The organism is Nocardia sp. NPDC052254, assembly GCF_040679495.1.
Lineage (GTDB): Bacteria > Actinomycetota > Actinomycetes > Mycobacteriales > Mycobacteriaceae > Nocardia.
Window position 1 is genome coordinate 1 of record NZ_JBFAUW010000021.1, and the last position, 23,336, is coordinate 23,336.

General features: G+C 67.9%; 21 protein-coding genes and 1 riboswitch. Of the genes, 16 read left to right on the forward strand and 5 right to left on the reverse strand.

Annotation, left to right across the window (positions count from 1 at the left end; all coding sequences use genetic code 11):
• Window positions 1-336 precede the first annotated feature (336 nt).
• Complete coding sequence (locus AB0L57_RS30455) at window positions 337-558, reverse strand: hypothetical protein (protein ID WP_364969512.1); 222 nt, start codon at window positions 556-558, stop codon at window positions 337-339.
• 177 nt (window positions 559-735) lie between these two features.
• Between AB0L57_RS30455 and AB0L57_RS30460 the strand changes: the two genes are divergently transcribed.
• The 4 genes from AB0L57_RS30460 to AB0L57_RS30475 all read left to right on the forward strand — a co-directional run bounded on the left by AB0L57_RS30460 (window position 736) and on the right by AB0L57_RS30475 (window position 6,267).
• Window positions 736-1,950 carry a lipase family protein gene (locus AB0L57_RS30460; protein WP_364969514.1) on the forward strand — a complete coding sequence of 405 codons (1,215 nt, stop codon included), beginning with the start codon at window positions 736-738 and terminating at the stop codon, window positions 1,948-1,950.
• A 173-nt stretch (window positions 1,951-2,123) separates the two neighbouring features.
• A complete protein-coding gene (locus tag AB0L57_RS30465; RefSeq protein WP_364969517.1) occupies window positions 2,124-3,515 on the forward strand; it encodes a lipase family protein in 1,392 nt (463 codons plus the stop codon).
• A 419-nt stretch (window positions 3,516-3,934) separates the two neighbouring features.
• Window positions 3,935-5,131 (forward strand): helix-turn-helix domain-containing protein, encoded by a 1,197-nt coding sequence (locus tag AB0L57_RS30470; protein WP_364969520.1) that lies wholly within the window; start codon window positions 3,935-3,937, stop codon window positions 5,129-5,131.
• Window positions 5,128-6,267, forward strand: coding sequence for an alpha/beta hydrolase family protein (locus AB0L57_RS30475; RefSeq protein WP_364969522.1), 1,140 nt, complete (start codon window positions 5,128-5,130; stop codon window positions 6,265-6,267). Before AB0L57_RS30470 ends, AB0L57_RS30475 begins: the two co-directional genes overlap by 4 nt.
• 14 nt (window positions 6,268-6,281) lie before the next feature.
• Here the strand turns inward: AB0L57_RS30475 and AB0L57_RS30480 are convergent, their stop codons facing one another.
• A complete protein-coding gene (locus tag AB0L57_RS30480; RefSeq protein WP_364969524.1) occupies window positions 6,282-6,908 on the reverse strand; it encodes a YdcF family protein in 627 nt (208 codons plus the stop codon).
• Window positions 6,909-7,287: 379 nt separating this feature from the next.
• Here AB0L57_RS30480 and AB0L57_RS30485 point away from each other — a divergent pair, with 379 nt between their 5' ends.
• Complete coding sequence (locus AB0L57_RS30485; protein ID WP_364969527.1) at window positions 7,288-8,514, forward strand: alpha/beta fold hydrolase; 1,227 nt, start codon at window positions 7,288-7,290, stop codon at window positions 8,512-8,514.
• A 238-nt stretch (window positions 8,515-8,752) separates the two neighbouring features.
• Window positions 8,753-9,763, forward strand: a complete 1,011-nt coding sequence (locus tag AB0L57_RS30490; protein ID WP_364969530.1) for an alpha/beta hydrolase family protein — start codon at window positions 8,753-8,755, stop codon at window positions 9,761-9,763.
• A 13-nt stretch (window positions 9,764-9,776) separates the two neighbouring features.
• Here AB0L57_RS30490 and AB0L57_RS30495 read toward each other — a convergent pair whose 3' ends face one another.
• Complete coding sequence (locus AB0L57_RS30495) at window positions 9,777-10,775, reverse strand: AsnC family transcriptional regulator (protein ID WP_364969533.1); 999 nt, start codon at window positions 10,773-10,775, stop codon at window positions 9,777-9,779.
• 54 nt (window positions 10,776-10,829) lie between these two features.
• Between AB0L57_RS30495 and AB0L57_RS30500 the strand changes: the two genes are divergently transcribed.
• The 6 genes from AB0L57_RS30500 to AB0L57_RS30525 all read left to right on the forward strand — a co-directional run bounded on the left by AB0L57_RS30500 (window position 10,830) and on the right by AB0L57_RS30525 (window position 17,064).
• Window positions 10,830-11,027, forward strand: a complete 198-nt coding sequence (locus tag AB0L57_RS30500; RefSeq protein ID WP_364969535.1) for a hypothetical protein — start codon at window positions 10,830-10,832, stop codon at window positions 11,025-11,027.
• An 80-nt stretch (window positions 11,028-11,107) separates the two neighbouring features.
• Window positions 11,108-11,242 carry a hypothetical protein gene (locus tag AB0L57_RS30505; RefSeq protein ID WP_364969538.1) on the forward strand — a complete coding sequence of 45 codons (135 nt, stop codon included), beginning with the start codon at window positions 11,108-11,110 and terminating at the stop codon, window positions 11,240-11,242.
• Window positions 11,243-11,324: 82 nt separating this feature from the next.
• Window positions 11,325-12,716 (forward strand): AarF/ABC1/UbiB kinase family protein, encoded by a 1,392-nt coding sequence (locus tag AB0L57_RS30510; protein WP_364969541.1) that lies wholly within the window; start codon window positions 11,325-11,327, stop codon window positions 12,714-12,716.
• A 40-nt stretch (window positions 12,717-12,756) separates the two neighbouring features.
• The gene (gene ygiD / locus AB0L57_RS30515; protein WP_364969544.1) at window positions 12,757-13,608 is read left to right on the forward strand and encodes a 4,5-DOPA dioxygenase extradiol; all 852 of its coding nucleotides are present in this window, start codon (window positions 12,757-12,759) and stop codon (window positions 13,606-13,608) included.
• An 83-nt stretch (window positions 13,609-13,691) separates the two neighbouring features.
• Window positions 13,692-15,086: an ATP-binding protein gene (locus AB0L57_RS30520; protein ID WP_364969546.1), complete on the forward strand. Its 1,395-nt coding sequence runs from the start codon at window positions 13,692-13,694 to the stop codon at window positions 15,084-15,086.
• Window positions 15,087-15,111: 25 nt separating this feature from the next.
• Window positions 15,112-17,064, forward strand: coding sequence for a VWA domain-containing protein (locus AB0L57_RS30525; protein WP_364969548.1), 1,953 nt, complete (start codon window positions 15,112-15,114; stop codon window positions 17,062-17,064).
• 298 nt (window positions 17,065-17,362) lie between these two features.
• Here the strand turns inward: AB0L57_RS30525 and AB0L57_RS30530 are convergent, their stop codons facing one another.
• Entirely contained in the window at window positions 17,363-19,195 is a 1,833-nt protein-coding gene (locus tag AB0L57_RS30530; RefSeq protein WP_364969550.1) for an oleate hydratase, read from the reverse strand.
• Window positions 19,196-19,648: 453 nt separating this feature from the next.
• The gene (locus AB0L57_RS30535; protein ID WP_364969551.1) at window positions 19,649-19,804 is read right to left on the reverse strand and encodes a hypothetical protein; all 156 of its coding nucleotides are present in this window, start codon (window positions 19,802-19,804) and stop codon (window positions 19,649-19,651) included.
• A gap of 812 nt (window positions 19,805-20,616) precedes the next feature.
• Between AB0L57_RS30535 and AB0L57_RS30540 the strand changes: the two genes are divergently transcribed.
• The 4 genes from AB0L57_RS30540 to AB0L57_RS30555 all read left to right on the forward strand — a co-directional run bounded on the left by AB0L57_RS30540 (window position 20,617) and on the right by AB0L57_RS30555 (window position 23,277).
• A complete protein-coding gene (locus AB0L57_RS30540) occupies window positions 20,617-21,030 on the forward strand; it encodes a hypothetical protein (RefSeq protein ID WP_364969724.1) in 414 nt (137 codons plus the stop codon).
• Between the two features lie 446 nt (window positions 21,031-21,476).
• Window positions 21,477-21,540: riboswitch (guanidine-III (ykkC-III) riboswitch) on the forward strand.
• Between the two features lie 10 nt (window positions 21,541-21,550).
• Window positions 21,551-21,865: an SMR family transporter gene (locus AB0L57_RS30545; protein ID WP_364969554.1), complete on the forward strand. Its 315-nt coding sequence runs from the start codon at window positions 21,551-21,553 to the stop codon at window positions 21,863-21,865.
• Window positions 21,866-22,122: 257 nt separating this feature from the next.
• Window positions 22,123-22,713, forward strand: a complete 591-nt coding sequence (locus AB0L57_RS30550; protein WP_364969556.1) for a sigma-70 family RNA polymerase sigma factor — start codon at window positions 22,123-22,125, stop codon at window positions 22,711-22,713.
• 141 nt (window positions 22,714-22,854) lie between these two features.
• On the forward strand, window positions 22,855-23,277 hold the full coding sequence (locus AB0L57_RS30555) for a hypothetical protein (protein WP_364969558.1): 423 nt from the start codon (window positions 22,855-22,857) through the stop codon (window positions 23,275-23,277).
• Window positions 23,278-23,336 lie beyond the last annotated feature (59 nt).

Genomic DNA, 23,336 nt, shown 5'->3' on the forward strand with positions numbered 1-23,336 from the left:
GTCGCCGGGGAGTGTGCCGCAGGGGGCGACGTTTTCGACGAAGTGTCCGACCATGTGGCGGGACAGGGACCAGACATCCTTCAACGGCGACGACATGGGTCGTCCCGAGAAGGTGAGGCTGGACCGGGTTGAACTGTCGACGGTCATCGCTGACTCCTTCCACTCCCGAATCTATCTGTTGCGGCGGTTAACGCTAACTGCCGTTGTGGAAACCCAGGTCGCTTCCCGAATCGTCTGTGCGGAAGTCGAAGCTGATCGGCTGCGCGTTGTGAATCCTCACAGTGCGCCGGAGGCGCTGAGTTCGGGCTGTATCACAGGTTTCGCTGTCGACCTGGCTCAATGCCACAGCCGCCGGCACGGCAGCGGCCGCAGTCCGGGCCGGACCATGCCGTCGACCGTGACGGCCAGACCGGAATGGACGGCCGCCGCGGCGAACTCCCATGCCTCGGCGCGGGTGGCGGCGTATTCGAGCATCATGCCGTCGCCGGGTGCGGAGCCGTCGAAGTAGACGGTGATCCGGCGGGTGGGGGACTCGGGAATCATGTCGGGGATGTTCATGAGCCGTGCTCCTTTGCATCGGTGCAGGAACGAAGCTACGTACTCGCGAGTAACTCGAACAGGTTTCAGTGCGGAATTCAGCTCCGAACACAGGCCCGCGCGCGACGCGCTTGTGACTTGTCAGGACGCGCCGGGCGGATTTCGGGTCCCTTCGCGCGCGCGATATTCTCTTGGCCCATGGGCCATACCGCGATCCGGCGGGCGCTGAGTGTCGCCGCCGGCTCCCTGCTGCTGATCGCTGCCGCTACGACTTCTGCACCGGCACAACCGATCTATCCGGCGCCGGACCCGGATCCGTTCTACGCGGCACCGGCCGATATCGCCGATCATCATCCCGGTGACGTGCTGGCGACCAGGCCGATGCCGGCGCTGGACATCTTCCCCGACACCGACATCACCCTGATCAAGTTCCGCTCCACCAACTCCGAGGGCAAGCCGATCGCGGCGACCACCACGGTCCTGACGCCGCGACACCGGGCAGTCGACGGCCCGCTGCTGTCGTATCAGACCATCATCAATGGTCTGGGCACCGAATGCGCTGTCTCCCACACGCTCTACACCAAGGACCCGGACCTGATGGTGCGGGAAGCCCCGGCATACAACGTGGTGCTGCAGCGCGGGTGGAGTATCGCGATGCCCGACCACCTCGGGCCGCAGTTCGCCTACGGCGCGGCGCGTCTGGGCGGCCAGATCACCCTCGACGGCATTCGCGCGGTGCAGCACACCGCGGGGCTCAACCTCGGGCGCAGCCCGGTGGCGATGGCGGGCTACTCCGGCGGTGGTATGGCCACCGCGTGGGCGGCCGCGCTCGCGCCGAATTACGCGCCGGATCTGCGGATCGCCGGTGCCGCGGCCGGCGGTGTGCCGATGAACATGGTGAAGATGCTGGAGGGCCTGGGTTACGGCTCGCATCCGGCGTTCGGGCTCGCGTTCGCCGCGGGGCTCGGCTTGGAACGTGAGTATCCGGACCGCTTCCCGCTGTCGGATCAACTCAACGACAGGGGCGCCGCGACCCGGCAGGTGCTCGCCAACAGCTGCACGAACGGGCTGCTGGCGGCCGGTGCCGGGCACGGTATCTCGGAGTTCGCGAAGACCACGACGATGACCGGGGATGCCGTCGCCCGCAAGGTCGTCGAGGACAACAGCCTCGAGTTCTATACCGACGGTGTGCCGAATATGCCCGTCTTCGAATGGCATTCGCCGATCGACGGCCTGATTCCGGTGGACTCGATCCGCAATACCGATCGGCGCTGGTGCCAGGCCGGGGTGCAGGTGCAGTCCGAGGAGATCCCGGTACCGGACCACCTCACGGCCGCGGTGCTGGGCATACCGCAGGTGATGGGCTGGCTCGAGGGGCGGATGAGCGGTCAGCCCGCACCGAAGAACTGCTGAGACCCTCGCCGCACCCGAATTCGGTCTCGAAGCGGACTCGCGGTGCGCACGATCCGAACACGCCACCCGGACAGGCGGATTCGCACCGGTAGTCTCGAAACACCTGGTTCAGTGCGGAACTCGGGTTAGCGCGCGCACATCGGGACCAGTGTGAGCTCTTCTGGGGGTGCGCCATGCGAGTCCGGCAGATTCTGGTCACGGTACTGCTGATCGGCTGTGGTCCGGTCACGGGAATCGCGGCGGCGCAGCCGCCCGGGCCCTTGCCCGCGGTCCCGGCGATCCCGCTGCCGGTGGCGAATCCCGGACTGCCACAACTACAGCAGTGGATCGACGCGCTGATCCCGCCCCCGCCCATGCCGCCTGCCGGCGAGGCGGCGGCGGGTGAGGCGGGCGTTGCGCCCGATCTGGCCGGATTACAGGATGCGGTGATGCCGTCACCGGTCGGCGACACCCTGCTCGACGTGTGGCCGGCCGACCTGGACCGGCTGGCCCCCGGCGATGTCATCACCACCCGGGATGTGACGGCGACGGCGGCCCCGCTGCTGGTGGTGCCGGTGCGCCAGGCGCTGCAGTTGAAGTTCCGGACCACCGACGCTCACGACAATCCGTCGTATGCCACTGCCACCCTGGCGATTCCGGCCGCCCCGTGGCCGGGGCCGGGGGCGCGGCCGGTACTGGTGAACAATCTGCCCATCGATGCGCTGGGCCGCAAGTGCACTCCCGGATACACTCTCGCGCACGGATTCAGCGGTGACACCGGCACGACCGATTTCGTTCCGCCCACCACCCAGCTGGCGCTGCTGCGCGGATACGCGGTGCTGATCCCCGATCACGAGGGGCCACGCATGGCCTATGCCGAGCCGTTCGTCGCGGGACACGCGGTACTCGATTCCATCCGCGCCGTGCGGGCGACGCTTCCGGGAGAGTTCGGCGGCAGCCGGTACGCGATGCACGGATATTCCGGTGGCGCGATCGCGACACGTGGTGCGGTCGCATTGATCGATTCCTACGCACCGGAATTGGCGTCGGTCGTCGTCGGCGCGGCGCTGGGCGGAGTGCCGGCCGATTACCAGATCCTGTCGCACAGCATGAATGCGAATCTGGCCTCGGGCGTGTTCCTCGCCGCGACCTTCGGCGTGGGACGGGAACGGCCCGAAATCCTCGAGCGCATGAACCATCTGGCACGCTGGGCCGCGTTGTCGCCGCTCAAGGACACCTGTGCCGGGGTGTTCGCCGTGCCGGGGGTGCTGTCGTTGCCGATCGACATCGCCGCCGACACCCCCGATCCGCTGCACAGCGCACTGGCCGACGACATCTATCGGGTGACTCGGATGCAGGGCATGAAATCGGCTGTCCCGCTCTATGTCTACAACGGCGAACAGGAGTTCTGGATCCCCGCGGCGGGTGCGCGCGAACTGTATCGCGACCAGTGTTCGATGGGGGTCGCCGCGGTCTACCGCAGCGTCCTGGGCGAACACATCATCGCGGCCGGGGTTGGCTATCCGGAGGCGATGAACTGGGTCGATCAACGCTTGCAGGGAGTGCCCGCACCCAACGAATGCTGACGGCCGGGCATATTCGCGGCGAATCGCTTTTGTGCCCAGACCCCAGCCGCCACAGGCACGGTTCATGAATTGTCATCGGATCATCTCCGGCCCCGGCTCGAGGTGAATCCGTGGCCGTACCGTGATATGAACGCGGCACCGGCTTTTGCGCGGGCGGTGCCGCGTTCGGCACCGACGCACCGCACCTTCGGGAGACAAGGAGGTCGACAGTGCGGACGTCGGACCGGCCACCGGTGAGTGGCGACCTGACTCGAGTCGGCCGCTCACGGCGCACGGTTCGTCCCACGGCACCAGGACTTCCAACCCCTTCCTCGCCGCGGTGACCGTGTGTAGCAGTGGAGCCGCCCGCCGGGTGCACACCTCACCCCGAGGCATCCGGCGGGCACACCTCGCGCGGGGACAGATTCTGGAGCGTTTCGATGACACCATCCGCACCCAGCCTGGCGGCGACTCTGACCCGGACGGCGGGCGCCGACGCGCCCGCCGAACGCCCCGACACGGTGCCCGAATTCGGTGCCGGAGTGCGGGAATGCCTCGCCCTCGCGGCGGATCTGGTCGCCGAACCCGATCCGGAACCCGCGGACGCCGCGCGGCTGGCCGAACTGGTCGGACGCGCGGGCGCGTGGGCACGTGAGGGGGTCGATCTCGATACCGTTCTGCGCGCCTATCACGAAACGGTCCGGACCGCGTTCGCCGATCTCGCGGGCGGGCGCCGCACCGGCGCGGATCTCGTCGCGGACGCCGACCAGGCGCTGCGGCTGCTCGAGACGGTGACGGTGGCCACCTCGGCGGCCTACCTCGACGAGCACCGCTCCGCCGCCCGCCATCACCAAACCGCCGCACAGACCTTGGTGACCGCACTGCTGAGCGGGCACGGCCGGGCCGCACTGGCGCGGCGCACCGGAATCGTGATCGCGCCCGCCTATCAGGTGGTGGCGCTGTCGATCGCGGTGCATCCGGGAGAAACCGATCCGAGGCGCAACGCCGAGACGGTGGCGCGGCGCAAACTGCGCCGGCTGCAGAGCGCGCTGGCGCCCGTACTCGGCTCCCGTGCGCTGTCGTTGCTGTCGGTCGACGGCGGGACCGTACTGGTGCCGGTCGACGCGACCGAGGGGGCCGCCCGTATCGACGCGCCGGTCCTCACCGCCGATGCCCTCGAGGTGCTGTCGGCGGCGGCTTCGGTGCCGCTGACCGCGGCCGTGGTCACCGGAGTGACCTCCCGAATCCCGGATCTGGCCGCGCAGGCCCACGACCTGCTGGAACTGGTACGCGCACTGGGCCGTCCGCCGGGGCTGTACGATATCGCCGATGTTGCCGTGGAATATCAGCTGACCAGGCCGGGCCCGGCTCGCGACCATCTCGCGGCCGCACTCGGTCCACTGACACCGCATCCGGAGCTGCTGGAGACGCTGCGGGCGTACGTCGACTCGGGGCTGGATCGCAAGTCCACGGCCGTGCGGCTGGCGATTCATCCCACCAGCCTCTCGCACCGGGTGCGGCGGATCGAGCGGCTCACCGGAATCACACTGTCCCGCCCCGACGGCCTCGCGCGCGCCAGCCTGGCGCTGCTGGCCTTCGATCTCGGAACCGATTCCCGCACCAAGGAGTACGCGTGACCCCTCCCGTGACCGGACGCGCCCCGGGGCGTCACCGAGCCACTCCGGGCCGGCATCGGAAGGTGTCCGATACGGACGCGTCGGCGCGCGGGGCGGCGGGATTCACCCGCGCGGCGCTGGGAGTCGCGCTCGCCGTTGCCGCCTCCGCCATGACCTCCGTGCCCGCGCACGCCGATCCGGCTCCCGCACCACCGGTGGTGGATCCGTCGGTCACGCGAACCGAACTGGTACGCGCCGAGAGTCGTGGTCCGGGCTGGGAACGGCTGTACGTGGCCTCCGCGGCCATGCGGCGGGTGGTACCGATCGATGTGCTGCACGGGAGCGGTTCCGAACCCAAGCCGACCCTGTATCTGCTCGACGGTGTGGAGGGTGCGGCCACCTCCGGGTGGCTGACCGACGGTGACGCCGCCCGGTTCTTCGCCGGCAAACCGGTCGACGTGGTGCTGCCCGGTGGTGGTGTGGGCAGCATGTACAGCGATTGGGACCAGTACGACGGGACACTGGGGCTCAATCGCTGGGAGACCTTCCTGGTCGACGAATTGCCGCCGCTCGTGGAGACATACATGCACTCCGACGGTCGGCGCGCCGTCGCCGGAGTGTCGATGGGTGCGCAGGCCGCGATGATGCTGGCCCAGCGACATCGCGGCTTCTATCGGGCGGTCGCCGGCATCAGCGGCTGCTACTCCACGTCCGACGATGTGGGGCAGGCGGTCACCCGCATCACCGTGGCGTCGCGCGGTGGCGATCCGCAAAACCTCTGGGGCCCGCCGGGTTCGCCCGAATGGGCTGCCCACGACAGCTATCTCGGCGCCGATCAATTGCGCGGCACCTCGATCTATCTGTCGGCGGCCACGGGACTGCCCAGTCCGCCGGATCTCGCCACCATTCTGAGCGCACACGACGTCGCGGGTGCGCTGCAGGCCGCGGGCGGCGGCGCGGCGCTGGAGGCCGGCGCGCGTACTTGCACCGAGCGGTTCGCCGCCCGGCTGACCCAGCTCGACATCCCCGCGACCGTGCGCTACATCCCCGCGGGCGCCCACGCCTGGCCCGATTTCACCGCGGCGTTGCCGCCGGCCTGGGATGCCCTCGCCGCAGGTCTCGGGATCTCGCATGCCTGGGGGCCGGGTCCGCGCTGACGGTGGCGCGGGGGTCACTCGTCCGGGCCGAAGGCAGCGAGCACGCCGAGCGGCAGGTCCTGCGGGCTGAGCGTGCCGACCACCGGCACTCCGGCGTCGGCGAAATCGGCGACCGCGCGGGGCATGTGGTCGGCCGAGGTGACCACCACCGCGTCGCCGGCGCCGAGACCGCGCATCATCTCGGCGGTGTTCTCGGCGTTCTGCACGGTGTCGCTGGCCCGCGATTCGATGTGGATCCGTTCGGGTGCGATCGAATGGCCGATCAGCCAGCGCGCCATGGCATCGGCCTCGGTGGTGCCCGCCCGCGGATTACCGCCGGTGACGATGATCGGTGAGGCCGGCGACACCATGGCCTGTACGAGGGCGGCCTGCAGGCGGGCGACGAGTTCCGGGCGCATGCTGCCATCGGGCAGCAGGCCGTATCCGAGGACCACGATCGCGGTACCCGGACCGTGCGGGACCGGCAGCGGCGGAAGCGGATCGGCGATGGAACCGAGCTGTTCGATGGCGCCCACCGCGTCGGCGACCGGATCGGCGGCAGCGATGGGGGCGAATGTGGCCGTCAGTGCTCCGACCACCAGAGCGGCGGCGGCGACGAGACGAATTCCGGTGGGCCGGAAGGCGGTACGAGTGCCGGGCATCAGGACTCCAGACGACGTGGGACCGTGCCACGTGGGTACGTGACCGGACCGGAACGGACAACCCTGTAGTGATGATCCGATATATTTTCGTGATTGCGCCGTAATTGGTTGCAACGCTGGATAATTCACGGCACGTACGCCATTTGTGTTGTGACGGCAGCGATGCCGGAAAAGGCATTCCGGATGCCATCGTGCCGATGCCTGTCGTTGTGCAAGTTCACACTCGCCCGATCGGCGCCTCGTGAGATCCCGAAGACACCGGCCGAGCCCGTATCGGAGGTTCGAACGCGACCCTAGCGTCTGAATTCGGTTTCGGTGCCGAGCCACGCTGGCGGGCATCCCGACGAAGAACACCGACGTTCGGACGAAAGGTTCACCCATGAGACCCACCACTCGCCGCCGGTGGCGCAGCGCCGCCGTTGTCGCCGCGGTTTCACTGTCGACCTTGGGCCTCGCGGGGACATCCGCGGGAGCGGATCCTGGTGCGGGTCCCGGTGATCCGCAGCAGGAACAGCAGCTGGCTCAGATGATCACCCAGGGACTGAAGAACCCCGCCGCGCACGCCATCGCGGATTCGGGCAGCTCCGGGACGGGATCGGCCTGCACTTCGGGCAGCGGCGCCGGTTCGGGAAACGGGTCGGGTGACTGCTACGGAGGGTCGGGCTCGAGCTCCGGGTCCTCGGGCGGGACATCCACCGACACCGTCGGCTACGGTCCGGCGCAGAGCGCGTTCCTGGCGGCCTTCGGTTACGGATTGACGCATCCGGACGTGGCGCCGCCGGGAACCAACGACTGGAATTGCAAGCCGAGTGCGGCACATCCGGAACCGGTGGTGCTGGTGCACGGCACGTGGGAGAACGCCTACGACAATTTCTCGTATGTGTCGCAGCCGATCAAAGATGCGGGATATTGCGTATTCACGTTCAATTACGGCAAATCCAATCTGATTCAGGGCGGTGGTCTGGGATCGGTCCTGCCGGGTACCAACGGGACCGGATATATCCAGGATTCATCGAAGCAGCTGGCGCAGTTCGTGGACCGGGTCCTGGCCGCGACCGGGTCGCCGAAGGTGAACCTCGTGGCCCATTCCCAGGGCGGTCCGATGTCGCGGTGGTATCTGAAATTCGACGGCGGAGCGGAGAAGGTCCATCACGAGGTCATCTTCGGGGGCACCAATCACGGCACCTCCCTGGACGGGATCGGCGCACTGGGCCGGATGATCAACAACTTCGGTATCGATGTGCTGGGGCTGGTGGAGATCTTCGTCGGGCACGCGGGGATTCAGCAGACGATCGGCTCGGATTTCGTGAATCAGCTCAATGCCGGCGGTGACACGGTGCCGGGCGTGGACTACACGGTGGTCGGCAGCCGCTACGACGAGGTCACCAATCCTTACGATCTGACCTTCCTGAAGGCCGGGCCGGGTGCGACGGTCGACAACATCACGATGCAGGACGGGTGCGAGCAGGATGTGTCCGACCACCTGACGATGATGTATTCCCCACGGTCGCTGTCGATCATCCTCAACGCGCTGGATCCGGTTCAGACACCGGCACTGACGTGCACGTTCAATCCCTGGCTGGTGGGCGGCGGCGGCAAACTCTGAGCCTGCCCCACCGGTGCGGCCCGCCCGCCGGACCGCGCGATTCCTGCGTTCCGATCGCGGTCCGGCGGGCCGCACACCGCCGTGGGTTCCGGGGCGGGCCTGGTACGCCGACCTCGCATCCGTTCCCCGGAACGCACGCACCACGGCGGTACGCCCGCCGGGTGATGTCCACACACCACATCGCCCGGCGGGCCTCGTCGTCAACGCGGTTCTGCCGCCTCTCGCTCGAGGAGTGATCATGTTCGCAAAGATGTTGCGTGGCAGCATCATCGCCGCCGCTGTCGTGCTGGCGACCACGGCGCCGGGGGTGGCGCAACCCGCCCCGGGCGCCGCCGACGGTTCCGCCGTCACCGGCAGCTGGCGGCTCGACCCGCGCACCGAGCAACTGCGGGTGCATTCGGCGGCCATGAACACCGACATCATGGTGAAGGTGCAGCTGCCCGCCGATCCGGACGCCGCCGCATCGGTGCTGTATCTGCTCAACGGTGGTGGCGGCGGCCAGGATTCGGCGACCTGGGAACGCAATACCGATGTCGCGGGGTTTCTGTCGGACAAGCAGGCCTACGTGGTGCAACCGGTCGGCGGTCGCTGGAGCTATTACACCGACTGGCGGGCGCCGGATCCGAAACTCGGTGTGTACAAATGGAAGACGTTCCTCACCGCGGAACTGCCACCGCTGATCGACGCCCACTATCGCACCACCGGCGCCAACGCACTGGCCGGTCTGTCCACGTCCGGTACCTCGGTGCTGCAATTGCCGATCGCGGCGCCCGGACTGTTTCGGTCGGTCGCCGCGTATTCCGGATGTGCGCAGATCAGCGATCCGATCGGCCGTGAATTCGTGAAATTGTCGGTGCAGAGCTGGGGCGGCGGTGACGTAGACAACATGTACGGCCCCGACGACGATCCGATGTGGGCCGCCAACGATCCGTACGTCCACGCCGACGGCCTGCGCGGGCTGAATCTGTTCGTCTCCACCGGAACCGGCGTGCCCGGTATGTACGACATCTACGGCGGTGACCACATGCAGCCCGGCCCGCGCGGATATGTGGATCAGATGCTCATCGGCGGGGTGATCGAGGCGGCGGCGAACTGGTGTACCCACAATCTGGCGACCAGGCTGGGGGAGCTGGGTATTCCGGCGACCTTCGATTTCCAGCCCACCGGCACCCATTCGTGGGGCTACTGGCAGGACGCGCTGAAGCGGTCGTGGCCCGTGCTGGCGGCCGGACTGGGTATCGCGGCCTGACGGCGCGGCCGGTTCACGGCAGGAAGGTGGCGCCGGCTCGTTTCACCGTGCGCGTGATCGGTGCGGTCTCCACTCGCCGCACTCCGGGCAGGGCGCCGAGATCGGTGGCGAGATAGTCGAACAGGGCGTCCGCGTCCCGGGCGGCGATGAAGGCGACCACGTTGGTGGGACCGGTGGTGGCCGCGGCGAAGGCGATCTCGGTGTGGGTTCGTAGCGCGGTGGCCACCTGGGCCAGCTGGGCGGGGGAGATCGTGAGCCACAGCATGGCCTCGATCTCATAGCCGAGCGCCGCGGAATCGATGTCGACGTCGTAGTACATCGCGCCGGACTCCAGGAGCTGGTCGACGCGTCGGCGAACCGTCGACTCCGGATATCCGCTCGCCGCGACCAGTGTCCGGTAGTCCGCCCGCGCGTCGCGGGCCAGGGCCCGGATCAGCTTCGCGTCGGCCTCGGTCGGCTGGATCGGTCGCGCGGCGGCCCGGACCGGGGTCAGCGCGGCGGCCTGGGCGGGCGACAACGCCGACGTGCGGGCCGACCACCGGCCCGCCCCGACCAGGTAGCGCAGCAGCCGATACGCGGTGATATCCCCCAAACGTGCTGTGCGGGAAAGTTTCGGCAGGAGCAGATCATCGCTGTGGCGCTGAGAGCGGGTGCGCGCGATACAGGTGATCTCGGCCCCGCCGGAGGTGATGGTCACCCAGGAGACGTCGCTGCGGCGAGCGAGATCGGCGGCCATGTCCGCGGCGGCCGCGGGTGCGCACCGGATGCGGACCAGCCATTCGACATGTCCGGGCTGCCGGGCGTCCGGCACCGCCACCACCCGCAACGCATTCGCCGTCCGCAGTCTGCGGTACCTGCGGGCGACCGTCTGATCGGACACGCCCAGGACGGCCGCGATCCGGCTGAACGGGGCGCGTGCGTCGAGCTGCAGGGCATGGATCAACAGCTGATCGAGCTCGTCGAGGGTGGTGGTGGCATCCACCGGCCGAGCGTACTCGATGTCGGATTCCACCGTTGCACTGTTCGCGGCTGTCGATGACACGGTATCCGGGCCGACGCTGAGACCATGACCATGACCGAGCCCCGCGAGATCGACCACATCGACCACGCGGTACTACTGACCACCGACCCGGACGGGCTCGCTGCCCGCTACCGGGAGCTGGGCTTCACCCTGAGTCCCCGTTCCGTCCTGCTGCTCGCACCGGAGCCGGGTGCGGTGCCGATCGCGTCGAATACCGCCAACCACCGCGTGCTGTTCGGGTGAGACCTGCGTGGAGCTCTTCGGGATCGTCGATGATCGCGTGCCCGACCCGTGGCGGGTGGGCCGGCCGCACAGCGGGAGGGATGGCGCGGGGTGGCGGCGCCGAGTCCGCCGCACCGCTGTGGGAGCGGATCTGCGAACAGCTGATCCACATCGCGGTGGCGGGGTTGTGGTGGCGCGGGACCGTAACCGTCGGCGCCGCGGCGGGGCAGCCGTAGACTGTGCCCCGACGGACACGACGATAGGACGGTCGCGACGAATGATTCGGGCAGGTCAGCAGGTGGTCGGCGGAGGCCGGCGGTGACGGCGGCTACCGAGACCGCGTCCGGGCCGGAGGCGACCACGCCATCTCCACCGGTGCCGGCGCTGGAGAAGTTCGGATTCGCCGAGTTCCGGCGCACCACCGCCATCGGCGGGGTGATCGGCAGCCGGGTGGCGCGGCGGGTTCTGCGCGAGGGGCTGCGCCGGCCGCGGCGGCGGCGTGCGATCGCCGAGGGGACCGTCGACGGCTTCGAGGTGCTCGGCCCGATGTTCGTCAAACTCGGCCAGCTCGTGGCGTCCTCACCGGCCTCGTTCCCGGCCGAACTGGCCGATGCCTGCCTGCGTTGCCTCGACGATGTGCCGCCCTTTCCGGCCGCCGACGCCCGCGCGGTGATCGAGGCCGATCTCGGCGCCCCGATTGCGGAACTGTTCGCGGAATTCGACGACGAGCCGCTCTCGGCGGCCTCGGTGGCCCAGGTGCACGCCTGTGTCCTGACCGACGGCCGCCCGGCCGTGCTCAAGATCCAGCGTCCCGATATCGCGCGGCGCATGATCGTCGATCTGCGCGCGGCCTATCGGCTGGCCGGGATGCTGTCCAAGCGCTCGGAGAACGCCCGCATCGCCAATGCCGAGGGCGTGGTCCGCGACCTGTACGACACCACCGTCGCCGAACTGGATTTCCGCAACGAGGCCCGTAATCAGGCCCGGGCGCGGATCGATCTGGCCGCCTTCGGGGACAACACGGGCGTGGTGGTGCCGGCGGTGTACGAGCAGTACTGCGGTCCGCGGGTGCTGTGCATGGAGCGGATGCGCGGGATGCCGCTGGACCGTTTCGACGACATCCGCGCCGCGCACCCCGATCCGGAGTTGCTGATCCGCCGCCTGGTCAAGGCCTGGGTGGAAAGCGTTGTGGTGCACGGCCTCTTCCACGGTGATGTGCACGCCGGCAATCTGTGGTTGCTCGACGACGGCCGCGCCGCCATGCTCGATTTCGGCATCGTCGGCACCATGACCCCGCAGTGGCGCGCGTTCGTCCGGGCGCTGTTCCACGCCAGTGCCGTCGACGGCGATTTCCGTCCGGTCGCACGGGCACTGCGGGAACTGGATCTGGTCGACGGTGACGCCGGGGACGACGCGGCCATCGGCCGGCAGCTGGCCACCGCCCTGGCCCCGGTGCTGTCGGGCAAACTGGCGCAGCTGGACATGGGCAAGGTCGCCGCCCGGATGGTGGAATTCGGCAAGCGGCGCGGTGCCTCGGGACCGCAGCAGTTGCTGCTGATGGGCAAGCAGCTCGGCTACTTCGAGCGGTACGCGGTGGCGCTGGCTCCGGGCTGGCGGCTGGGCCAGGATCTGTACCTGTTCCGCAACATCTTCCCGGAGGAGGTGGCCGCCAAGGCCGCCGCCGAGGGCATCGACCTGCCTGCCGACTGATCCGCGCGGCGGGATCGACCACGACGACGGGAGTGCGCAGATGTCGCAGGATGTGATGCCCGCGGTGTTCCTCGGCCACGGCAACCCGATGAACGCGATCGACCGCAACCGCTTCACCGAGGCGTGGTCGGCGTTCGGGCGGTCGGTGCCGCGCCCGCGCGCGATCCTGGTGGTGTCCGCGCACTGGTACACCAACGCCACCGCGGTCACCGCCATGCCGCATCCGCGCACCATTCACGACTTCTACGGATTCCCGGACGAATTGTTCGCGGTCGACTATCCGGCTCCGGGCCTGCCGGAACTGGCCGATCAGGTCGCCGATGTGGCACATCCGCAGTGGGTGGGCTGTGATACCGACAGCTGGGGGCTGGACCACGGCACCTGGTCGGTGCTGGTGCACGCCTTCCCGGATGCCTCGATCCCGGTGGTGCAGTTGTCGCTCAACGCCTTCGAGCCGATGAACTATCATCTCGAACTCGGGCGCGCACTGGCGCCGCTGCGCGCCGACGGCGTGCTGATCGTCGGCAGCGGCAATATCGTGCACAATCTGCGTGCCGTCGACTTCGGTATCCCCGATGGCGGCTACGACTGGGCGGTGCGTTTCGACGATGCCGCCCGCGAAGTGCTGACCACCGCACCGACCGAGGCCGCCGCATTGGACGCCCACCCCGATTTCGCGGCCGCGGTCCCCACCCCCGATCACTATCTGCCACTGCTCTACATCGCCGGTCTGGCCGGTGCCGAGCCGCTGACTCCGATCGTCGAAGGCCATTGTGCCGGTTCGATTTCCATGGCCGCGTATCAACTCGGCGGTACCTGCCCGCCGCCGATCCCGGGCGCCGGCGCACCGGGCCTGCCCGAGGGCGTTCCGGCGGTCGACAGCAATATGTGACGCCCCGGCGCGGGTGCGCTGTCCGCGCAGAGCGAACCGCCGAGACGTTGTCGCGGTCGCGAGATCGTCGTAGCGTCGCTGGGGTGAGTGTTCCTCAGCATCTGCCCGCCACCGCGGGCGAACTGCGCACCGCCGGCTACGAACCGCGCGGCGTGAAAGCCGAGATCCGCGAGAATCTGCTCGCCGCGCTGCAATCGGGCACCGATCCCTGGCCTGGCATCGTCGGATTCGAGCGGACCGTCGTACCGCAGCTGGAGCGGGCCCTGCTGGCCGGGCACGATGTGGTGCTGCTCGGCGAACGCGGTCAGGGCAAGACCCGGCTGCTGCGCACCCTGGCGGGCCTGCTCGACGAATGGACGCCGGTCATCGACGGCACCGAACTCGGCGAACATCCGCTCGCGCCGATCAGCCCCGCGGGCCGGCGACTGGCCGCCGAGCTGGGCGACGAACTGCCGGTGGCGTGGCGGCATCGCAGCGAGCGCTACGCGGAGAAGCTGGCCACCCCGGACACCTCCGTCGGCGATCTGATCGGCGATGTCGATCCGGTGAAGGTCGCCGAGGGCCGTAGCCTGGGTGACCCGGAAACCATCCACTTCGGCCTGGTACCCCGTGCCCACCGCGGCATCGTCGCGCTCAACGAACTGCCCGACCTCGCCGAACGCATCCAGGTCGCGCTGCTGAACGTGATGGAGGAACGCGATATCCAGGTGCGCGGCTACACTCTGCGGCTCCCACTGGACGTGCTGCTGGTGGCCACCGCCAATCCGGAGGATTACACCAACCGCGGCCGCATCATCACCCCGCTGAAGGACCGCTTCGGCGCGGAGATCCGCACCCACTATCCGCTCGAGGTCGAAGCCGAGACCGCACTGGTGCGCCAGGAGGCCGAACTGGTCGCCGAGGTCGGCGATCCGCTGCTCGAGGTGCTGGCGCGATTCGTGCGCGCACTGCGTGAGTCCACAGCGGTGGACCAGCGCTCCGGTGTCTCGGCCCGATTCGCGGTCGCCGCCGCCGAGACCGTGGCCGCCGCGGCCCTGCGCCGCACCGCGCTCACCGGCGAACAGCCGGCCGTCGCCCGGCCGGTGGATCTGGAATCGGTGCCCGCCGTGCTGCGCGGCAAGGTGGAATTCGAATCCGGTGAGGAAGGCCGCGAAACCGAGCACCTGACGCATCTGCTGCGACGTGCCTTCGCCGATACCGCCCGCCGTCGCCTGGCCGGCGTGGATCTGCGGCCGCTGGCCGAGGCGGTGAGTGCCGGTCACCCCGTCACCACCGGGGAGCGGGTGCCCGGACAGGAGGTGCTCTCCGCCCTGCCGGAACTGCCGGTTCTGCAGGAGGTGGCCGACCGCCTGGGTGTCGGTGCCACCGACTCCCCGGCCCGCATCGCCGCGGCCGTCGAATTCGCCCTGGAGGCACTGTATCTGAGCCGTCAGCTGGCCAAGGATTCCGATGACGGAACCGCCACCTACAGCTCCTGATCACCGAACGTTGGTGTGAGACAACATGACAGCCCCCGATCGCTACTCCTACGGTCCCTATCACGACGGCCCCGATCCGCTGGCGCCGCCGCTGGATCTGCGTGACGCTCTCGACCGGATCGGTCACGATGTGATGGAGGGCAGCTCACCGCGCAATGCGCTGGAGGAGCTGCTGCGGCGCGGCACCGGCGACACGCCGGGCCTGGACGAACTGACCCGGCGGTTGTGGCAGCGCCGCGCCGAGATCACCCGCCGCCACCGGCTCGACGGCACCCTGCAACAGGTGCGCGAACTACTCGACGAGGCACTCGACGCCGAACGCTCGGCACTGTTCCCCGATCCCTCCGATGACGCCCGCTTCGCCGAGGCGCAGCTGGACGCGCTGCCGTCGAGTACGGCCGGCGCGGTCACCGAACTCGCCGACTACCCGTGGCGCTCGGAGACCGGCCGGGAGAATTACGAGCGCATCCGCGATCTGCTCGGCCAGGAACTGCTCGATTCCCGGTTCCAGGGCATGAAGCAGGCGCTGGAGAGCGCCACACCGCAGGATGTGGAACGCGTCCGGCAGATGATGACCGATCTCAACGCTCTGCTCGCCGCCCACGCGCGGGATGCGGACACCACCGAGCGGTTCGCCGAGTTCATGGCCGAACACGGTGAGTTCTTTCCGGAGAACCCCCGCGACACCGAGGAATTGATCGACGCGCTCGCCGCGCGCGCGGCCGCCGCGCAGCGCATGATGAACTCGCTGACTCCGCAACAGCAGGCCGAGCTGAGCGAACTGGTCGGGCAGGCGTTCGGTGATCCGCGGATCGCCGAACAGGTTTCGGCATTGGACGCTCATCTGCGCGCCCTGCGCCCCGGCGAGGATTGGGAATCCGGGCAGCGCTTCCGCGGTGAGGATCCGATGGGGATGGGCGAGGGTGCGCAGGCCATGCAGGATCTCGCCGAATTGGACGCGCTCGCAGAACAACTCGGGCAGTCCTATCCCGGTGCCCGGCTCGAGGACATCGACCTCGACGCCCTGGCCCGCCAACTCGGTCAGGAGGCGGGTGTCGACGCCGGCCGGCTGGCCGAACTGGAACGCGAACTGCGCCGCCAGGGCCTGTTCGAACGCGCACCCGACGGTTCGCTTCGGCTGACGCCCAAGGCATTACGCCGCCTCGGCGAGGTGGCGCTGCGCGATGTGATCGGCCGGTTGCGCACCCATCGCGGGCAGCGCGGCAACACCGCGGCCGGCGCGGCGGGGGAGCCCACGGGTGCGACTCGGCCGTGGCAGTTCGGTGACACCGAACCCTGGGACGTGTCCCGGACGGTGCGAAACGCCGTCCTGCGCTCGGCCTCGGCAGGCAGCCGGCGGGTCTCGCTGGCGGTGTCGGATGTGGAGATCGCCGAAACCGATCAGCGTTCCCGTGCGGCGGTGGCGCTGTGCGTCGACACCTCCTGGTCGATGGTGCAGGACGGGCGCTGGCTCCCGATGAAGCGCACCGCCCTGGCGCTGCAGCAGCTGATCAGCACCCGCTACCGCGCAGACGCCCTGGAGGTGATCACCTTCGGCCGCCACGCCACCACCGTCGACATCGCCGAACTCACCGCACTCGAGGCGGTGTGGGAACAGGGCACCAACCTGCACCACGCCCTGTTGCTGGCGGCCCGCCACCTGCGTCGCCACCCCGACGCGGTGCCGGTGGTCCTGGTCGTCACCGACGGCGAGCCGACCGCGCATCTGGAACCCGACGGCAGTTCCTACTTCAACTGGCCCCCGGAGACCCGCACACTCGCGGTGACCCTGGCCCAGGTCGACGCCCTGGCGAAACTCGGTGCGTCCGTGTCGGTTTTCGTGCTGGGGGAGAATCCGCGTCTGGCCGCGTTCGTCGACCTGATGGCCCGGCGCAGCGGCGGCCGTGTGATCGCCCCCGACCTCGACGGTCTGGGCGCGGCGGTGGTGTCGGATTATCTGAGCGGCCGGCGGCGATAACCGCAAGCCAGGAGAGACAGGAACTTTCCGGACTGTGCTCGATGGGTAACCGCAGCATGCGCCGATGTCCGGAAGTGAGACGTCGACTGCGCCGGCTGGACTGCCATCACCCTGGGGGTGCTAACGGGAGTCTCGAGCTGGTGGCGTAGTGGCTCCACGGGAAGACCCACCCGGCTCACGGGGCTCGGCCCGGGGTTGTCGAGATGTCGGCGGCGGCAAGCGCGGCCCGAGAATCAGAACCCCGTCCCGGCGGGACCGATGGCTCGGCCATGAAGAGATCCCGCCGGGTGAGCGTGCCTCAGACGAGCTGGGCGTCGTGCAGAAGCTGCTCCAGGTAGGTGCCCTTGATTTTCTTCAGCGCGGCCTTCTCGATCAGCTTGCCGCCGAATGGGAGTGGAATCTCGCTGAGCGGCTTACGGTCGTTGAGGTAGTACAACGCCTGCATGAGCATTCGCACGTCGAACGACGACGCGAAAACCTCCGGCACCGCCCGGTCGACGTCCAGCAGGGTGTAGACGGCCTCCATGGCAGTGCGAACCGAGTACTCCGTCGTGAAAACGGTGTCGCGCTCGGTCTCGGCGAAATTGCCGATGAAGGCCAGGTTCGCCGACCCGTCGGGAACCACCATCGGCCGGTCGCCCAGTGCGCGCGGCATGAAATACGACGAGATGTAGGGCATGTTGCACGGCACGGTGCGCGCCGAGTTGCGGGCCAAGTCGTCGATCTCATCGATCGGTACCCCGATGTGGTACAGCCACTCGGCTGTCAGCTCGGCGCCCGTGCATTCGCGGATGGTCTTTTTCACGTAGTTTCCCGGCTTGTCCGAAAACAGGCCGTACAACCACACCACCAATTCCTGTTGCGGATCCTGCCCCGCGAAGTGGGGCTGGCGGCTCATCGTGTATCCGTAGAGCCAGTTCGAGTCCTTGATGGTGCAGGGTCCGCCCGTGACGATGCGGCCGTCACGCGGATCGCGCCCTTGCACCCTCTGCAGATAGGGCGCGATCTCGTCGTCGGTCAACGTCACCGTCGCCGAGATCGTCCAGTTCGCCTCGGGGATGTTCTCGCAGAACTTCTCCGGGTAGCCGAAGGCGCGGTCACGTTCGGCCATGGTCTTCCAGAGCTTCCAGGCGCCGCCGCGGTCGGTGACGACCGGCGCCGGGGTGTCGTTGTCGCCGAAGGTCGAGCTCTCGGTGATCGACCCGTTCGTGATGATCACGAGGTCGTTCGGGCCGACGGCGATCTTCTCGGTGGTGCCGTCATTGCCGAGACCCGATGCCCCGGCAGCCACACCGGCGGTGTCGCCGGTGGTCGCTCCGACGAGTAGTTCGATCTCGGTCACCGTCTTGCGGCCGCCGGCGTCGGTCACGAGCACATCGAGAACCTGTGTAGCGGAGCGAAACATCACTCCTTCGGACTGTAGGTGCGCCACCAGCGGCTTGATGAGCGACTCGTACTGGTTGTATTGCGCGAACCGCAGCGAGCTGAGGTCGGCGAGCGTCGCGATGTGGTGCACGAAACGCAGCAGGTAGCGGCGCATCTCCATCGCCGATGCCCACGGCTCGAACGCGAACATGGTCGCCCAGTAGAGCCAGAAGTTCGAGGCGAAGAACTCCTCGCCGAAGAATTCGTCGATCCGCTTGTTGTCGAGGTCCTCCTCGCGGGTGAGCGCGAGATTGAAGATCTCCTGGATGGCCTGCGGAGTGAGGGTGAGTTCGCTCATCTCCTCGATGCGCTTTCCGCGGTCCCGGATCGCACGGTTGGGGTTGGTGGACGGATCGGACTTGTGCAGCCAATACATCTCGTCCAGGACCGAAGCGTCCGGGGTGTCGAGCGAGGGGATCGAGCGGAACAGGTCCCACAGTGTCTCGAAATGAGCCTCCATCTCGCGTCCACCGCGGATGATGAATCCCTTGTGCTCGTCCAGGAGGCCGTCGCAGCTGCCGCCGGGAATCTGCAGTTCCTCGTACACCGTGATCGCACTGCCCGCGACACCGCCGTCGCGGATGAGGAACACCGCCGCCGCGAGGCCCGCCAGACCACCACCGACGAGGTGCACTTTGCGGTCGGGGTGTCCGTCGCGCTTCGGGGGGCGGGCGAAGGCCTCGAAATTTCCGTTGGATCTGTACACACTGCCTCCTGGCGGTATTGATGGGCACGTGCCTGACAATCCATCGAGCGGTTGCGTTCATGGCGTCATCGATGTCGCGACCGCCGAGCCGAACATGTCATCCGGGAAAAGATGGCCACCGCGTGTCCTTCGGAAGAAATGCCAAGTCGTTCAGATCATTCGGAAGGACGACGAACTGCGCGATTACCGTCATTCAGCATATCGACCCGAACCTCGCTACGCTGTGTGACACCTTTGCTTCCAGCCAGGAATTGGTTCCCCGTCGAAGGGGATCCAATTGCCGGCTTCTGTTCTTCGGCATTCTCACCCCGATCGAGGTCGTTGTCATCCGGGTGAGAAGTCCTGTCCCTTGCCCCGCGCGCCATACGAAAAGGACCCTGGAAAATCGGTTCCGATTTTCCAGGGCCTTTCCGTTGCGTCTACGCGGCAACCGGCACTGCCGTCGTGAGTGGGCTAGTAATAGTGGGCGCGGCCCGCGACAGGGCGCCCCAGTACACCGAGCAGGGCCAGTACGGCTCCGATGACGAGGGCGATGATTCCGAGCGTCCACAGGATGGGAATCCCGAAGATGAATCCGAGAATCAGCAGAACGACTCCGAGGGTGATCACAACAGACTCCTTATTCGAACCCCACCGCGACGTATTCCGATCGCATCGGGAAGCGGTGCTCGAAACGGCGGATACCCGGCATCTGGAGAGTCAAACAGTGGTGTTCCAATTATTGCCTGCGGCGGTGCCCGCCTGGCGCTCATCGGGTGGTGTCTGCCGCCCGGTGCGCCGGCTGCTCCCTCCGCCCGACCCGCACATCGGCGAGTTCGATCGCGAAGAAGCCCGACACGCTCGACCGTGCAAGTCCGACGGTCCTGACCCACTGCGTCCCAAAGGCTGTCAGCGCTGCGGTCGTGTCGGATCATCTGAGCGGCCGGCGGCGTTGGCGCCCCGACCCGGACGGACCTCGAGCCGGCTGCGACGGTCGCACATCGCCGGTGCGGAGATCCGGTTCGACCGCCTCGGATGCGACGCCGTTCCGTAGGCCTTGACAGCGGAGATCGATATGGGGCCGGTGTGCTGCCCCGGTGCGCGAATCCGCTTCGACGCAGCGTCCGCGACGGCCGGTCGCGCTCGAAAGAGGCGGACCCGCAGCGGTTCCCGTGTCACCTGTCCTTCGCGCGTTCGGAAGAGCTGGTCTGTAGCCAGTGGGTGCCGCCGTGCCCGTCTTCCCGCCGAGCGTCGAAAACGCAATATTGCGTTTCACTGGAAAATTTCACTGCTATTCGGCTAATGTCCCTGGCGAATGACCTTCCTTGCGCGTGGTACGACTGGCTCAGGAGCTGCGAATGTTTCATGAGAGTACGTTCGTGTCGGATCGGCTTCAGCCCGGCATGGTTTGGGCGCCGGAACGGGGCGGCCTTCCCACAGCAGTGCAGTTGCTCTCTGTTTTCCAGGGCAACAGGTTTCGCGATCACACGCTGTATCGATCGGCCCGAAGTTTCGTACTTCTCCACCTCAGTCGGGTCCAGACGACGGATGCGGAGCTGATTCGCGAAATCGACCTTCGCCGTGGCGAACTGGCCGACGAGGTCAATGAATGGTCGGCCGATCTCGGTGCGCCCGAGCGACAGGATGTCGCGACCACCATCGCCTCGCTGGGGCAGGTCGTCGATCGGCTCGCCCAGGCATGGGTCGAAGCCAACCATGCCGTCGGGTCAGCCAACGTCGAAACCGGTACGACGCACCGGTATTGGCTGCAGCTGGCCGAGTTGATCGGTGGATACAACACGTTGGTCCGCACCCTGTTCGACGGCCGATACCGGCAACCGGCGCAGCTTGTCTGACGCGAGCGGCGCTCGTGCGCAGCGGCTCGCCCCCGTCGGTGGACGCCGCAGGCGAAGACCGGGTCCGTGTTCCATGTGTGGCCGCGTCCGATCCGGCGCGGTCACCGTCCGGTGAGGACCGATCTGGGCCGTGTCGCACAGAACTACCGCGCCGAGTTCGGACGATCGCCGTCGGAGACGGTGCGCGCGAACACCACGATGTGAGCAGGCCGCGCAGCGGACGCACACCGACATCGCGGATCGGTCACCGTGGTGACGTCCACCATGTGCTCCACATCGAGCGAAGCCGAGGGTACGCCGCCGCGCCGCGCGGCAGATCGACCTGCGCGCGGGGCCACACCGGGTACGTGCACGCCTCGCCGGGTGCGCAGGTATCGAACCGGTGGTGGAGACCATGCTCACCACCGCGTACCTTGCCCCGGTACGCGAAGTTTGCGACGGTGGAAGCAGACTTCATCTCAGGAGTCCCGGACGAGGGAGCCGTACCCGGCGGGTGACAAGACGGCCAGGGAGGCTCGTCATGTCCTGGCTGGTTCTGGTGCTGTCCGGTGTGCTCGAAGCGGTGTGGGCGACCGCGCTCGGAAAGTCGGAGGGGTTCAGCCGTCCGCTGCCATCGGTGATCTTCGCGGTGGCGCTGGCCATGAGCATGGGTGGATTGGCCGTCGCAATGCGACAGCTACCGGTTGGCACATCGTATGCGGTCTGGGTCGGCATCGGTGCGGTACTGACGGTTGCCTATTCGATGGTGACCGGAACCGAATCCGGATCTCCGGTGAAAGTGCTCCTTCTGCTCGGTATCGTTGGGTGCGTAGTGGGTTTGAAGATTCTGCACTAGAGGATTTCGGCCACTGATATCACCTGTCGATCGGCATAATCGCCCGGTTTCGTCGGTAGGTCGAAAATCTTCCGGGCAATGCGGTTAACATTCCGCATTGCCCGGCCGATTGCCTCAATGTCGGCTTCGGGCCGGGCCGGCCGGCCGCTTCGTGCGGTACCGGACCGGGAATGCGCTCGGGGGCGAGCGGCGATTCGGCAACGCGGCCGGATCGCACCGCCGGTATCGACCAATTCCGCGAACTGAAACGGTGTGCAATGGACATCGATCGGCGTTCTGCTCACGGCAGTGAGACCACAACCGCGGCAGAGCTGGCCGTGCTGCTACAGAAGACCGCGACCGGCGATGCCGATGCGTTCGCTGCCTTCTATCGTCGTACCAGCCCGTACCTGCTGTCACGGTTGACCACCATCCTGCGTAACCCGGTCCTGGCTCAGGAGGTCAGCCAGGAGGTGTACCTGCAGGCGTGGGCCGCGGCGGGTGACTACGACCCCGGCCGGGCCGGTCCCATGGCATGGTTGATGATGTTCGCTCATCGCCGGGCGGTCGATCGGGTGCGCAGCGAGCAGTCGCTGGCCGATCGCGAACGCGCCTTCGGGCGGGGCCAGATTCTGCACGAGGGCGATGTGGTCTTCGACGAGGTCACCCGCCGTCTCGACGAGCACTCGGTCGCCGGTGAGGTGTTGCGGCTCGGCCGGCGCCAGCGCGAGGCGATCCTGCTCGCCTTCTACGGTGACCGCAGCTATCCCGAGGTGGCCCACGATCTGGGCATCCCGGTGCCGACGGCGAAGTCCCGGATTCGAGCCGGACTGAAGACGCTGGGGACCAGGCTCGCCGCGAAGGCGTGAGGCGGAATCCGCCGCCGTGGTCCGATCGTGATCTACTATCTTCGTACATAGATAGTAGATTGATCGGCAGTCCTCGGCGCGGTGGCGCCGGTTCGAAATGGGCTGTGGCGCACCGATGTCGGACGAGAGGAGGCCGGATTGGTGAATTCGTGGCCGGTTTCCGGCTCCGATATCCTTCCGGCATTCCGCCGCGGCGCGGTGGTCGTACTGCTGATCGCGCTGTGGACCGCCGTCCTGCACCTCGATTGTGTGGTTGCCGGGGCCGAGTCGCCGGGTGCATCCGCTGCTGCGCGGCCCACGGCTGTCGCCACGGCCCACTCCAGTGCTCATCTGCCGGCATGGGACGACTGCTGCGCCCACGACCGGTATCTCGTACAGCCCTCCGTGCTGCTCGCCGACCCGGCGAAACACTGGCTCGCGGGTCTGTGGTCCTTCGTCGTCATCGCGGCGGTGCTCGTGCCGAGGTTCCCGGCCGCGACGGCGGTGCGCGGTCCGCCGGGGGCACCCGCGTTCACCCGCACGGGCCGGCAGATTCTCACTCGTCTCGGTATCGCCCGTCGCTGATGGGGTGGCGTCAGGCCGATGGTGCACGCCACCGGCCGGTGCCCGCTGCCCCGACATCA

What these genes read in the sequence shown, in the direction of transcription:
- AB0L57_RS30460 (WP_364969514.1), top strand. Translation starts at nt 736, where the DNA reads ATGGGCCATACCGCGATCCGGCGGGCGCTGAGTGTCGCCGCCGGCTCC.
- AB0L57_RS30455 (WP_364969512.1), bottom strand. Translation starts at nt 558, where the DNA reads ATGAACATCCCCGACATGATTCCCGAGTCCCCCACCCGCCGGATCACC.
- AB0L57_RS30505 (WP_364969538.1), top strand. Translation starts at nt 11,108, where the DNA reads ATGGCGCGGGGTGGCGGCGCCGAGTCCGCCGCACCGCTGTGGGAGCGG.
- ygiD (WP_364969544.1), top strand. Translation starts at nt 12,757, where the DNA reads ATGTCGCAGGATGTGATGCCCGCGGTGTTCCTCGGCCACGGCAACCCG.
- AB0L57_RS30525 (WP_364969548.1), top strand. Translation starts at nt 15,112, where the DNA reads ATGACAGCCCCCGATCGCTACTCCTACGGTCCCTATCACGACGGCCCC.
- AB0L57_RS30470 (WP_364969520.1), top strand. Translation starts at nt 3,935, where the DNA reads ATGACACCATCCGCACCCAGCCTGGCGGCGACTCTGACCCGGACGGCG.
- AB0L57_RS30485 (WP_364969527.1), top strand. Translation starts at nt 7,288, where the DNA reads ATGAGACCCACCACTCGCCGCCGGTGGCGCAGCGCCGCCGTTGTCGCC.
- AB0L57_RS30465 (WP_364969517.1), top strand. Translation starts at nt 2,124, where the DNA reads ATGCGAGTCCGGCAGATTCTGGTCACGGTACTGCTGATCGGCTGTGGT.
- AB0L57_RS30545 (WP_364969554.1), top strand. Translation starts at nt 21,551, where the DNA reads ATGTCCTGGCTGGTTCTGGTGCTGTCCGGTGTGCTCGAAGCGGTGTGG.
- AB0L57_RS30550 (WP_364969556.1), top strand. Translation starts at nt 22,123, where the DNA reads ATGGACATCGATCGGCGTTCTGCTCACGGCAGTGAGACCACAACCGCG.
- AB0L57_RS30480 (WP_364969524.1), bottom strand. Translation starts at nt 6,908, where the DNA reads ATGCCCGGCACTCGTACCGCCTTCCGGCCCACCGGAATTCGTCTCGTC.
- AB0L57_RS30490 (WP_364969530.1), top strand. Translation starts at nt 8,753, where the DNA reads ATGTTCGCAAAGATGTTGCGTGGCAGCATCATCGCCGCCGCTGTCGTG.
- AB0L57_RS30500 (WP_364969535.1), top strand. Translation starts at nt 10,830, where the DNA reads ATGACCATGACCGAGCCCCGCGAGATCGACCACATCGACCACGCGGTA.